Source organism: Pseudomonas simiae (assembly GCF_900111895.1).
Lineage (GTDB): Bacteria > Pseudomonadota > Gammaproteobacteria > Pseudomonadales > Pseudomonadaceae > Aquipseudomonas > Aquipseudomonas simiae.
On the sequence record NZ_FOKB01000013.1, the window covers coordinates 29993 to 43290 of the forward strand.

The window sequence follows — 13298 nt, forward strand, 5'->3', positions numbered from 1 at the left end:
GTATGGCATGACGCGTAAGATTGCAGTAGGTATTGTTGTCTATCACGCAGGCGCTGAATTATTGCGCAGGCTCGAATTGACGTCGTCGAATGGATTTGAAGTCTACGTGTTCGACAACTCACCTGACGTTACCAACGTGCGAGAACTCGCTGAGCCTGACCCGCGCATCCATTATTTCACCTGTGGCAAAAATCTGGGGCTGGGCATCGGCATTTCAACAGTGTGTGCCAATGCCTACCAACAAGGTCATTCAGCGCTGCTGTTTTTTGATCAGGACACCGGGTTCAGCAGCGAAACACTGTCTTATATAGAAAACAACTATGCCGACAACATCGACGCCTACAGCGAGTTCAGCGCAATTGCCTTTAAAGCCGATGGAAGCGCCCGGGTACGGGATGTACCTTTACTGATCAACAGCGGCAGCCTTTACTTTCTGGATAAACTCAATGCCCTTGATTGGATGGACTGCAGCTACTTCGTCGACAGTGTGGATTATAAGCTCTGCCTGGATTCGTTAAACAAGGGCTATCGCATTGGCGTCTGCGGTGCCACACCGGGTTTCGATCATGTCACGGAGCAGGCTGATAGTCGCTATCGCATCGCGGGCCGCACGTATTCAATGCGGGCCTATTCAGGGTCCAGAATAAAAGACACTGTTGCTTCGAATCTCAAACTTATCTTTTCTGCGCTCAAGAGCCGCCAGGTTGGTTTCGCGCTGAGAATAACTAGATTACTGACCCTCTATTGCGCCTCCCAGATCCTCGTCAGGGTAATCAATACATTAGGAATTTTTAAACGTGACTGATGAAAAAGGCATGACCGGCGAGCGCTCAGCCATTTTTACCGTATGTAATCTGGCTTATTTATCCAAGGCGCTGGTGCTGGCCGAGTCATTGGATAAATTCGATCAGCCGAAACTGAAGATCTATATTTTTGATCGCAAGGTCGAGATAGACCTCCCGACCGACCTGGCGGAGTTTTATTGGGTTGAAGAGATCGGATTGGCCGACGTACGGCACTACGCCTTCAAATACGACATCGTCGAGTTCAGCACCAGCCTCAAGCCCTGGATCACCTTAAAGCTCCTTGAGCAGCACGACAAGGTGGTCTTCCTGGACCCGGATACCTGCGTATTTAGCCGCCTCGATGGCTTATGGAGAGAGCTCGACACGCGGGATATCATTCTAACGCCCCACTACGTCACACCTCATGTTGAAGGTGATATCGGGATGCTGCGCTTTGGCTCCTTCAACCTGGGCTTCTACGCGGTTTCCAATACCTCAGAAGGCATACGGTTTCTCCAGTGGTGGAATGAGCGCTGCCTGGAGCACTGCTATTTCGAAACGCAATTCGGACTTTCGACAGATCAGAAATGGGTCAGTATCGCTCCCTGTTTCTTCCCGACCCTGCACGTGTCATTCAATCTTGGTTACAACGTGGCTTTTTGGAATAGCCATGAACGAACCCTCTCGCCTGACGGCCGGGGTGGCTATACAGTAAACGGGGAATGCCCACTGGTTTTCTTCCATTTCAGTTCGTTTGACGAGAAGAACCCGGCACTGTTGAGCAAGCGTGCATTTGCGGGAAGAGAGAAAAAACGTGAAGACCTTCAGGAAGTTAGTTTCTATTACAAAGAACGACTCTCCAACTTCTCATCCTTCCCCTCCAGCGCAGCCTATGCATTTGATTACATGAGCGATGGAAAATACATATCCCCCACGCTGAGAAGGGCCTACGCCAGCGTACTGGATGAGCTACCCACCGGCCATGACCCCTTTGATGCCAACGGCCCTGTTTACACATTTGCCAAGAAGAACTACTTGTTCGAGGCAGGTGGGCAATACAAACCCGCCGGGTTTGGCGATGCGCAAACTCACTCCGGAAAGCTCCAGATCATCAATTCTTTACTGAAGGGAATTCTGTACGTGGTAGGCCCCAATCGGTTCATGAACCTATCGAGGCTGTTCGTCTACCTGTCGAGCTTCCGACTGAACAAAAAGTTGTGGAAGCTCTAATGTAAAGGCTATCGCGCTCTATTGTGAGCTCTGATGGACCGGAAGACAGGCCCATCAGAGCGGCATGGCGATGTCAGACTTCGCGGTGTCGCTGAATGTGCATCCAGTCGACAATTTCACCTTCCGGACTGTAGCCACTGACGGTGTTTTTCAAGAGCTGCCTGACGAGCGCAAAATCACCCGCTTCAACCGCCGTCAACAACCCGTGCAACCGGGCTTTGAGCACTTCCCACCCCAACAGTTCTTCATTGGCCCGCATGATCATCGGATGACGAGTAGCAGCCACGTTGTCGCCGATCAACAATTCTTCATACAGTTTTTCACCGGGCCGCAGCCCACTGAAATTGATCAGGATATCCCCATGCGGATTGGTGTCGGAGCGGATACTCAGGCCTGATAGATGAATCATCTTCTCGGCAAGCTCTACGATTTTCACAGGCTCGCCCATGTCGAGCACGAAGACATCCCCCCCCTGCCCCATCGAACCCGCTTGAATAACCAGCTGTGCCGCCTCGGGTATCGTCATGAAATAGCGGGTTATTTTCGGATGGGTCACTGTCAAGGGCCCGCCGGCCTGGATCTGCTTATGGAACAGCGGAATGACCGAACCTGACGAGCCCAGCACGTTGCCAAAGCGAACCATGGTGAAACGGGTCTTGTTGACCCGCGAGATGTTCGAGGCATCACCAAACAACGTCGGTGCCACTTCTTTGCTCAAGGCTTGCAGAACAAGTTCCGCCAACCGTTTGGTGCTACCCATGACGTTGGTTGGCCGCACGGCCTTGTCGGTCGAAATAAGTACAAAGTTCTCGACACCCGCCTGCAGGGCGGCCTGAGCGGTATTAAGGGTGCCAATTACATTATTGAGAATACCTTCGGCAATATTGTGCTCCACCATAGGCACATGTTTATAGGCTGCTGCATGGTAGACCGTATCGACCGACCAGGTATTCATGACCTCCAGCAGTTTGTCCTGATGCCGCACCGAACCCAGTATCGGCAGCAGCGTTACATTCAATGATTCTGATTGAACGCGCTGTTCAAGTTCGGAGAGGATGCAGTAAAGGTTGTACTCACTGTGATCGAACAACAACAGGCTGGTAGGCTCCAGCGTCAGAATCTGGCGGCAGAGTTCCGATCCGATCGAGCCACCCGCGCCGGACACCATCACGACACGGTGCTTGATGCAGCGCTCCAGCAACTCAGGCTGCGCCGGGACGGGATCTCTGCCCAGCAGGTCAGCAATGTCCACTTCCTGGATATCGTCGACTTTGACTCGACCGCTGGCCAAGTCCATAAAACCGGGAACACTGCGTACATGCAGCGGGTAACCCTCCAGATAACCCAGTATCTCTCTGCGACGAGCCCGCGTGGATGACGGTATCGCCAGCAGCAGTTCCTCAGCGCCAGTCTCGTCGATCATCTGCTGGATACGTTTGGGTTTGTACACCTGCAACCCCGAAATGATGCGATCCGAGATGCCACTGTCATCATCGATAAAAGCGACCGGACGCATTACCCGCCCCATGCGTAAGGCCGCTACCAATTGATTACCCGCCGCACCGGCCCCGTAGATAGCCACCTTGATAAGGCCATCATCACGACTGGTGAAAGGCACGTGCTGCGCAGCGGTAAACCAGTCCCCCTGAAAGTACTGACGCATTGCCAAACGCAAGCCGCCAATGATGACCATGCTTAGCCACCAATAGTTGAATACGATTGAACGTGGCACCACCGTCTGGTGATTGCTGTACAAGTACACCACAAGGGCCAGCAACAACGCGGAGAGACTAACGGCCTTGATGATCGCAATAAGCGCATCATTGCCGAAATAACGCATGACTGCCCGGTACATGCCAAAGTGGATAAAAAGCGGGATGGCAATCACCGGCGCACTGAGAAAGAGCCACAAATGGACTACGAAGGGGTTGTTGAGGTCATCAAACCCGAGGCGCACGACAAATGCCAACCATAACGCCGCCCATACCAGAACGATGTCGGTCGCCACTTGCAAGAAACGTTTCTGCCTGCGCGGCAAGCCCACCAATCGGGCACGTAAACTATCCATAAACCCTTTTATACCTCAGTCCCTAGTACTGCCAGCAAAAAACGACAGTCATGTGAGTGTGCAGCAGCCCCATGAAACTACAGCGCCAGTCAATTATCACGCTTTCTCAAGCTCCCCCGCGTGAAACTTGATAGCCAGCAACACCAACGGAATATACGCCACCAGCAGCCCCAAAACGCCGTCAAACCCCAGGCCGACAAAGAGGGCGATAGGCAATAGCCACAACAAATTAATCGCCATCACCGTCAGCGTAACCGGCAAATGGCGCCCCGCCACGCGGGATGCAAACTGATAGGCGTGACTGCGATGCGCTTCATAGACCTTGTCCCCACGCAACAGGCGTCGACCTAAAGTGAAGGTCGCATCAACAACGAATACGCCCAGCAAAATCAACCAGACCCAAAGCATCTCAGGTGCAGCCCACGCCGCCTGAAGCGACAAGATGCCAATCACCACTCCCAGGAAGCCACTCCCAGCATCGCCCATGAAAATGCGGGCGGGAGGGAAGTTCCAGTATAAAAACCCAAGCACCGCAACCGCCAACAGCATCGGTGCAAGCATGAGGTTTTCATGACCAGTCAGCCAGTACACCAGGCACGCGCCTGCACAAGCGCAGACGGCCTCGATGCTGGCAATACCGTCAATACCGTCCATGAAGTTATACAAGTTCAGCATCCAGACCAGATACAAGGCTGCCAGTAAGTGCCCGAACCAGCCAAGGTCCAATTCATTGCCGAAAAGACTGATCGTGGGCAGTCCTCCCATCCAGGCCAACGCCCAGATCGCTGCGCCAAAGTGGGCCAATAGACGCCAGCGCGCTGCGATATGACCATGATCGTCGAGAAAACCAACGACCGCGATCAACGCCCCAGCCCCCAACAATGGCCACGCGACACCCCAACTGATCCAGCCAGCAATAGCTACGACTACCAACGCCACCAGGTAGGTCAGTACGATTGCGACTCCCCCCCCTCGCGGCGTCGGTACAGAATGCGAACTGCGACCATTGGGAATGTCCATCAAACTACGCGATAGGGCATAACGGCGTAGGACCCAAGTCAATAGAAGCGATGCTGAGAGCACGGCGGTAAACACTAACCAAATGGTCATGTAGGAAACAGTTCCTGAAACAGATGCGGGCAAAAGGGCTTAGCATTCATTGCTGATCGACACTGACTGGCGCAGGCATCGCCCAGGCTGTACTGCCAAGAGCGGTGCCGGTGAGCATAGATTTCCGGTCATTTTTCGTTCCGCCTCAACGTCGCCTTCCTGAAAAGTGCTTCAAGGCGGTCGAACAAGTTCTCTTTGGAAAAATGCTCAAGGTAGTAACGCCTTCCCAAAAGGCCCATGCTCTCGAGCTCGGACTTGGGCAAGGCGCCCATGGTACGCACGATACTTGCCAGTCCCTGGGCATCGCCTGAACCACAGACCATGCCTGCCCCCGACCTGGTAACGACGTTGGCCGCTTCGCCGTCAATCATGGCGATCACGGGTTTTCCCGATGCCAGGTAAGCCTGGACCTTACCCGGGATGGTTTTCTCGAAAACGTCGTTTGTCCTTAACGAAACCAGCAGTGCGTCAGCCACGGCGAACAGCGCCGGCATTTTTTCCAAAGGGTGCCGGCCGAGCAGCAAGACGTTGTCCATGCGGTTTTCCGCCACATGCTTGGCCAACCATTGACTGGCTCGGCCATCCCCCACAATTACCCAGCGCACGGGTAGGTCTGTCTTCACAGCCTTGACTGCAGCCATGATGGCCGGAAAATCCTGAGCATCACCGATATTGCCGGCAAAGAGGATCGTAAACACGGCATCGTCGCTCTGTAGCAGATCGGAAGACGCCTGTACCTCGCCGGAAAAATCATCCTCAGCCCAACTGGGAAAATACACGAGCCGATCTGCGCCCATTGCACGTGTACAGTATTGTTTGACGTTCTCCTCGAACGACCGCGACTGTAACAACAAGTAATCGGTACGGTTGTAGATCCAGGACACCACTTTGCCGACAAGCCCAAGCAGTCTGGGACTCTTGACAACCCCAACCGCCCTCAGGCTCTCCGGCCACAGATCCAACACCCAAATGAGTACCGGGGCCTTTTTCAAGCGGCCAAGCAACAGGGCCGGGATCGCCCCCATGATTGGCGATACCCCATACACAAAAATCGAATCGAATGACTCACCACGCAGTTTGTAACTGCCCACGATAGAGGCACTGCTGAAATACGAAAGGTAATTCAAGGCCAGCGTGAAGTTGCCCTTGCCGCGCGCCAGCATCGGCACCCTGATCACACGAGCCCCTCGAAAGTTCGAAAACTGCGCGGGCTCACGCCGAAAATCGGTAAAGACCTGCCCTTCCGGATAATTGGGCACACCTGTGAGCACTGTCACCGCATGGCCTTTGGCGACAAAGCCTTCGACCATGTTGTTGATGCGCATATTTTCGGGCCAGAAGTACTGGGTCACCACCAGAATCTTGAGTGGCTTTTGCTGGGAGAGCATGTCCACTCAATATTGCTTCCATACAGTGCGCATGACGTAGTCACGGTAACTATGGATGATCCGAACGACTTTTTCAGCGACATTGGGCATGCTGTAATCCGCGACAAGCCGTAACGTCCGTTCTTGCCCCGCGGCCTGGCTTTCCAGAAGCTGCAAGCCTTGCATGGCGCGCTCGACTTCCAGACCGACCATCATGACCGCCGCCTCTTCCATCCCTTCCGGCCGCTCATGGGCCTCACGCAGATTCAGCGCGGGGAAATTGAGGATCGATGATTCTTCGTTGATGGTGCCGCTGTCCGACAACACCACTTTGGCTGTCAGTTGCAACTTGTTGTAGTCCTTGAACCCCAACGGCTTGAGCAATTGCACATTCTTGTGGAAGCTAACGCCCATGGCATCGACGCGCTTTTGCGTACGAGGGTGAGTGGTCACGATCACCGGCAAGTCGTAATGCGCAGCAACGGTGTTCAATACTTCGACCAACTTGAGGAAGTTCTTGTCGGAATCAATATTCTCTTCGCGATGCGCACTCACGACGAAAAACTTGCCGGCCTCCAAGTCAAGCCGCCCCAGTACATCCGAAGCCTCGATGCCATCGCGGTAGTAATTGAGCACTTCAAACATAGGACTGCCCGTCTTTATCACCCTGTCCGGCGGCAGCCCTTCGCTCAACAGGTAATCACGCGCAATGCTGCTGTAGGTCAGGTTGATGTCAGCGGTGTGATCAACGATGCGGCGATTGATTTCTTCAGGCACGCGCATGTCAAAACAGCGATTGCCGGCTTCCATGTGAAATGTCGGGATCTTACGACGCTTGGCCGGGATCACAGCCATGCAGCTGTTGGTATCACCGAGGATCAAGAGGGCTTCGGGTTTCACCTCCTCCAGCACCTGATCCACCGCAATGATCACGTTGCCGATCGTTTGCGCACCACTTGCGCCAGCAGCGTTGAGAAAATGGTCAGGCTTGCGAATACCGAGGTCCTGGAAAAAAATCTCGTTCAATTCGTAATCGTAGTTCTGCCCGGTATGCACCAGAATGTGTTCACAGTGTTCGTCAAGCTTGGCAATCACTCGTGACAATCGAATGATTTCAGGGCGTGTCCCCACAACCGTGACAACTTTCATTTTTTTCATTTCAACACTCTTCCAGAATCATTGGCATCGGCGCCGTCCGCCCCATGCATTGCCTGATGCACCCATGCTCAGGCTTGAGTACCCACCGGCATTGCAAAGGTGTCCGGGCGCTCACGATCAAAGATCTCGTTGGCCCAGAGCATGACAATCATCTCTTCCTCCCCGACATTGGTAATGTCGTGAGTCCAGCCTGGCACCGTTTCCACTATCCGCGGCTGCTCACCCTCGGTAAACAGCTCATAAAACTCCCCTGATACTATATGGCGAAAGCGAAAGCAGGCCTTGCCTTTGATTACCAGGAATTTCTCGGTCTTGGAGTGGTGGTAATGACCGCCACGCGTCACGCCAGGGTGGGCGGTGAAATAAGAAAATTGCCCACTGTCCCGCGTCTTCAGCATTTCAACAAAAACACCGCGCGGGTCACCGTACTTCGGAACGTCGTAGGTAAATTGCTCGACCGGCAGGTAACTGACGTAGGTCGAGTAAAGTGCTCGCACGAGGCCTGTGCCCACAGCCTCGCTGATCAGCGTGTCGCGACTGTCGCGAAACGCATGCAACTGATCCGCCAACTCGCCCACAGAAATGCTGTACACCGGGGACACCTGAGCAACTGAGTCCTGAGGCGAGCCGGCGTCCATTAGCTGAGTGAAACAGTCGACCACATCGTCGATGTAAACCAGGCTGACCATCGCGTGTCGATCATTGACCTGGATCGGCAGACCTCGGGTGATGTTGTGGCAGAAAGTCGCCACGGCCGAGTTGTAATCAGGCCGAGCCCATTTTCCAAACACGTTGGGCAGGCGCAGGACATGAACCTTGGAACCGTGGCTCGCCTGTAGATCGTGCAACGCATGCTCAGCAGCCAGCTTGCTGATACCGTAAGGATTATCTCGATCCGCCTGCGTCGAGGAGGTGTAAAGCACGGGAGTGGGCTTGCCACTCATTTTGATCGCGTCGCACAGGGCCAAGGTCAAGTCAGTGTTGCCCACCTTGAACTCATCGGACGATTGCGGACGATTGACCCCTGCAAGGTGGAAGACAAAATCGACCTCGGCAACCAGCGCGGGCAATTGAGAGATGCTGTTATCACGGGTGAAGGCGACCACGTCGATATCATTGCGCTCACTTAAATGCGCAATCAGGTTCCTACCGACAAAACCGTTGGCGCCGGTGATCAGTACCTTCATCACTCACTCCTCCGGCGTAGCGAGTTCGCCACGCTGGATCGCCTTCATGAACTCAAGTTTGAGCAGCAGCCGTTGCATGCCGGCCACATCCAACCTCTCGGTGTTATGAGAGTTGTAGTCTTCCGTGCGAGAGATTTTTTCTTCCCCCTGCTCCACGAATTTCGAATAGTTCAAGTCACGCAGATCAGGGGGGATGCGGTAGTAATCACCCTTGTCTTCAGCGCAAGCCATTTCTTCACGGCTCAGCAACGCTTCAAACAACTTTTCGCCATGACGAGTGCCGATAACCTGAATAGGATGCTCAGGCTTGCCGACCATTGCGGTCAAGGCCTTGGCCAGGGTTTCAACTGTCGCCGCCGGTGCCTTCTGAACAAAAAGATCACCATTGCGACCATGTTCAAAAGCATACAACACAAGGTCTACGGCATCAGCCAGCGTCATCATGAAGCGAGTCATGCTCGGGTCGGTCAACGTCAACGCGTTACCTGCACGAATCTGCTCGATGAACAAAGGAATTACAGAACCCCGTGACGCCATGACGTTACCGTAGCGAGTACCGCAGATAACTGTCTTTGCATCATCCACGTTACGAGATTTGGCAATCATGACTTTTTCCATCATGGCCTTGGAGATACCCATGGCATTGATGGGGTAGACAGCCTTGTCGGTACTCAGGCAAACCACTCGTTTGACCGAATTCTGGATAGCGGCTTCCAGGACATTTTCAGTGCCAATAACGTTGGTCTTGACCGCCTCCATGGGATGAAACTCACAGGAAGGCACCTGCTTCAGCGCGGCAGCGTGAAAAATGTAATCCACGCCGCGAGTGGCATTGAGAACGCTCTGGTAGTCGCGCACATCACCTATGTAAAACTTCAGCTTGGTGTCGGCATAGCGCTTGCGCATGTCGTCCTGCTTCTTCTCATCGCGACTGAAGATGCGGATTTCTGCGATACCACTGTCGAGGAAACGCTTGAGGACGGCGTTGCCGAATGAACCGGTGCCACCGGTGATTAGAAGCGTTTTTCCGCTGAACATAGTAAGTCCTAAAGCAACGCGCACAGCACGACAAGCTTCTAGTCGGCCACTCACCTCAATGCCTGCAGACCAACAAAGCCAACATGCCGCCCCGGAATACTCAACGGTGAAGAGGTTCAAGGAAAACGTCGAAGCTCGTTAGCAAACAGCCCGAAAAATAAGCTTTGTGTGGTGCAGTTAAAGATGAAGGGCATGGAAATTGGTGGCTATTTTAAGGCCTGCGTCCTTAAAGTCAAAAGCGAACACAGATGCGTGAGGGCATGCCTCAACGGTAATGAGAGGACGGGAACCAGACCCGACACCTTGGGGGATTAACGCCTACTGGTTATTGATGTGACATGACGAAAGTTTTCATACAGATAAACGCTCAACAGCCTGATCAGTACAGTAAAGACTCTCACCTTAAAACAGGAGGAATAACTCAGACTTATGTCAGGTTACGTCTACCAAGAGAATAGAACGCCGCAGGGTTCAAGCATTAGACTACGGCAGCCCCCAAGCACATACCGATCAAGCCTTCTGACGGGTTTTCTTACGACCGAACACGACCGCTATCGCCGGACCAACGATCATTCCCACCAGCAACGCCAATAAGGTGAAAACTGAAACTGGCAGCTCAACCGTGGACCAACCGAAAAACGACAGTGTTGCACCTTGCTGATTCTCGAGCACAAAAAAAACGACGACGAGCGCGAAGAACAAAACAGATACAATCGATGCAAAGCGCCTGAGTCTAGCCATAACGTTCTCCTGAAAGTCAATCAGACGCCTTCTTCCTCGTCTTCGTTCACCCGATCACGCAATTCCTTCCCCGGCTTGAAATGAGGTACGAATTTGCCGTCAAGACTGACGGACTGGCCGGTTTTTGGATTACGACCCACACGAGGTGCGCGATAGTGAAGTGAAAAACTCCCAAACCCACGGATCTCAATGCGATCACCGGTCGCCAGGCATTGGGACATTTGCTCAAGCATAGTCTTGATAGCCAGCTCGACATCCTTGGATGAGAGCAGCCCTTGATGGGTGACAATTCGTTCGATCAACTCCGACTTCGTCATATTTTTCCCTTCTTTTTCAAGCAGCTAGGAAAAGCGCTTCGAAGGTTTTAGCATGACTTGATGAATTTGAACAGCCCGTTAGACAACTTATCTGCAGGACCGATGGCAACCTCCTATAGGCGCATTCCATCATCAATTACAGATAACCAGCATGGTGCGAGTTACTGCGCCGGCGGGGTTCCAGCCGAACAGGTAGTCGCCCTCTTCGTCCGCGGCGTCGCTGGACTTGGTGATGACCCTGTACCCCTGCATCTTGCACTCTCGTGCAGCGCGCTTTTCACACTTCTCCCACTTGTTACCCAGGCCCGAGCAATCGATCTCGATGCCGCCGACGCCGCGCTTGGCGTGGGTCTTCGCGCTGGTGGTGGAGCAGCCCGCAAGCACGACCACTGCGAGCATTACGATAAGCCTGTTCATTCAAATCCTTATTGAAGCGACAACACGAGAACCGCTTTTTTCTTAAGACTACAATCAGTTCTGACACTGAGCTATACGCCTTGGTTCTCGGTGTTGATTCAACGAATTTCAGGCACAAAAAAGGGCGACCGAAGTCGCCCTTTTTCTATGGCCTGACAGAACTTAGTTCTGCTTAGCCATTGCTTCGCGCAGCAGGGAGGCCATGGTGGTCTCGCCTGGTGCAGCTTCCGGAGCCGATTTCAGGCTCTGGATTGCTTCTTTCTCTTCCACTTCGTCTTTCGACTTGATGGAGAGTTGGATTACGCGGCTCTTGCGGTCAACGCTGATGATCTTGGCTTCTACTTCCTGGCCTTCCTTCAGAACGTTGCGCGCGTCTTCAACGCGGTCACGGCTGATTTCGGAGGCTTTCAGAGTCGCTTCGATATCGTCGGCCAGAACGATGATGGCGCCTTTGGCGTCAACTTCTTTCACAGTGCCTTTAACGATGGCGCCTTTGTCGTTCTCTTGAACGTACTCGGAGAACGGATCGCTTTCCAGTTGCTTGATGCCCAGGGAGATGCGCTCGCGCTCTGGGTCAACCGACAGGATAACGGTGTCCAGCTCGTCGCCCTTCTTGAAACGACGAACAGCTTCTTCGCCCACTTCGTTCCAGGAGATGTCGGACAGGTGAACCAGGCCGTCGATGCCGCCGTCCAGACCAATGAAGATACCGAAATCGGTGATCGACTTGATGGTGCCGGAGATTTTATCGCCCTTGTTGAACTGGCCAGAGAAATCTTCCCATGGGTTAGATTTGCACTGCTTGATGCCCAGGGAGATACGACGACGCTCTTCGTCGATGTCCAGAACCATAACTTCCACTTCGTCGCCGACTTGTACGACTTTCGAAGGGTGGATGTTTTTGTTGGTCCAGTCCATTTCGGAAACGTGTACCAGGCCTTCCACGCCTTCTTCCAGCTCAGCGAAGCAGCCGTAGTCGGTCAGGTTGGTCACACGCGCGGTAACGCGAGTGCTTTCTGGGTAACGGGCTTTGATAGCAACCCATGGATCTTCACCCAGTTGCTTCAGGCCCAGGGAAACACGGTTGCGCTCGCGATCGTATTTCAGAACCTTGACATCGATCTCGTCGCCAACGTTGACGATTTCGGAAGGATGCTTGATACGCTTCCAAGCCATGTCGGTAATGTGCAGCAGGCCATCGACGCCACCCAGATCGACGAATGCGCCGTAATCGGTGAGGTTCTTGACGATACCTTTGACTTGTTGGCCTTCCTGCAGGGATTCCAGCAGAGCTTCACGCTCGGCGGAGTTCTCTGCTTCCAGGACGCTGCGACGGGAAACGACAACGTTGTTGCGCTTCTGGTCGAGTTTGATGACCTTGAATTCGAGTTCTTTGCCTTCCAGGTGCGTGGTGTCGCGCACAGGACGAACGTCGACCAAAGAACCTGGCAGGAACGCACGGATGCCGTTAACGTCGACAGTGAAGCCGCCTTTAACCTTACCGTTGATAACGCCCTTGACCACTTCTTCAGCTGCGAAGGCTGCTTCGAGAACAATCCAGCATTCAGCGCGCTTGGCTTTTTCACGGGACAGCTTGGTTTCACCGAAACCGTCTTCAACCGAGTCCAGAGCAACGTGAACTTCGTCACCGACATTGATTGTCAGATCACCAGCATCGTTGTAGAACTGTTCCAGCGGGATCAGAGCTTCAGACTTCAGACCAGCGTGAACGGTTACCCAGCGAGCTTGGTAATCGATATCAACGATAACACCGGTGATGATGGAGCCTGCCTGAAGGTTCAGGGTTTTTAGGCTTTCTTCAAAGAGTTCCGCAAAGCTTTCGCTCATTTTAATTCCTGTTGATAAGGGCGAAGAATACG

12 protein-coding genes are annotated in these 13298 nt (G+C 53.4%); 2 read left to right on the forward strand and 10 right to left on the reverse strand.

The genetic code is table 11. The features are described 5' to 3' along the window. Positions 1-7 precede the first annotated feature (7 nt). Entirely contained in the window at positions 8-805 is a 798-nt protein-coding gene (locus BMZ57_RS27045; RefSeq protein WP_010211940.1) for a glycosyltransferase, read from the forward strand. Continuing rightward, positions 798-2015, forward strand: coding sequence for a glycosyltransferase family protein (locus BMZ57_RS27050; RefSeq protein WP_010211941.1), 1218 nt, complete (start codon positions 798-800; stop codon positions 2013-2015). The genes BMZ57_RS27045 and BMZ57_RS27050 overlap by 8 nt, the downstream gene beginning before the upstream one ends. Before the next feature lie 73 nt (positions 2016-2088). Here the strand turns inward: BMZ57_RS27050 and BMZ57_RS27055 are convergent, their stop codons facing one another. The 10 genes from BMZ57_RS27055 to rpsA all read right to left on the reverse strand — a co-directional run bounded on the left by BMZ57_RS27055 (position 2089) and on the right by rpsA (position 13266). After that, positions 2089-4083 (reverse strand): polysaccharide biosynthesis protein, encoded by a 1995-nt coding sequence (locus tag BMZ57_RS27055; protein ID WP_010211942.1) that lies wholly within the window; start codon positions 4081-4083, stop codon positions 2089-2091. A gap of 96 nt (positions 4084-4179) precedes the next feature. Next, positions 4180-5193, reverse strand: coding sequence for an MraY family glycosyltransferase (locus BMZ57_RS27060; protein WP_010211944.1), 1014 nt, complete (start codon positions 5191-5193; stop codon positions 4180-4182). Positions 5194-5321: 128 nt separating this feature from the next. Next, a complete protein-coding gene (locus tag BMZ57_RS27065; RefSeq protein ID WP_031290440.1) occupies positions 5322-6581 on the reverse strand; it encodes a glycosyltransferase family 4 protein in 1260 nt (419 codons plus the stop codon). 6 nt (positions 6582-6587) lie between these two features. Beyond that, a complete protein-coding gene (wecB, locus tag BMZ57_RS27070; RefSeq protein ID WP_010211946.1) occupies positions 6588-7718 on the reverse strand; it encodes a non-hydrolyzing UDP-N-acetylglucosamine 2-epimerase in 1131 nt (376 codons plus the stop codon). A gap of 68 nt (positions 7719-7786) precedes the next feature. Further along, the gene (wbjC, locus tag BMZ57_RS27075) at positions 7787-8905 is read right to left on the reverse strand and encodes a UDP-2-acetamido-2,6-beta-L-arabino-hexul-4-ose reductase (protein ID WP_038452973.1); all 1119 of its coding nucleotides are present in this window, start codon (positions 8903-8905) and stop codon (positions 7787-7789) included. Between the two features lie 3 nt (positions 8906-8908). Next, positions 8909-9943, reverse strand: coding sequence for a polysaccharide biosynthesis protein (locus BMZ57_RS27080; RefSeq protein WP_010211948.1), 1035 nt, complete (start codon positions 9941-9943; stop codon positions 8909-8911). A gap of 510 nt (positions 9944-10453) precedes the next feature. Next, the gene (locus BMZ57_RS27085; RefSeq protein WP_010211950.1) at positions 10454-10684 is read right to left on the reverse strand and encodes a lipopolysaccharide assembly protein LapA domain-containing protein; all 231 of its coding nucleotides are present in this window, start codon (positions 10682-10684) and stop codon (positions 10454-10456) included. A gap of 20 nt (positions 10685-10704) precedes the next feature. Beyond that, positions 10705-11001 (reverse strand): integration host factor subunit beta, encoded by a 297-nt coding sequence (ihfB, locus tag BMZ57_RS27090; RefSeq protein ID WP_003218804.1) that lies wholly within the window; start codon positions 10999-11001, stop codon positions 10705-10707. Between the two features lie 132 nt (positions 11002-11133). Then, positions 11134-11418 carry a lipoprotein gene (locus tag BMZ57_RS27095; RefSeq protein WP_042570764.1) on the reverse strand — a complete coding sequence of 95 codons (285 nt, stop codon included), beginning with the start codon at positions 11416-11418 and terminating at the stop codon, positions 11134-11136. Between the two features lie 162 nt (positions 11419-11580). After that, a complete protein-coding gene (rpsA, locus tag BMZ57_RS27100) occupies positions 11581-13266 on the reverse strand; it encodes a 30S ribosomal protein S1 (RefSeq protein WP_010211953.1) in 1686 nt (561 codons plus the stop codon). Between the last annotated feature and the right edge of the window lie 32 nt (positions 13267-13298).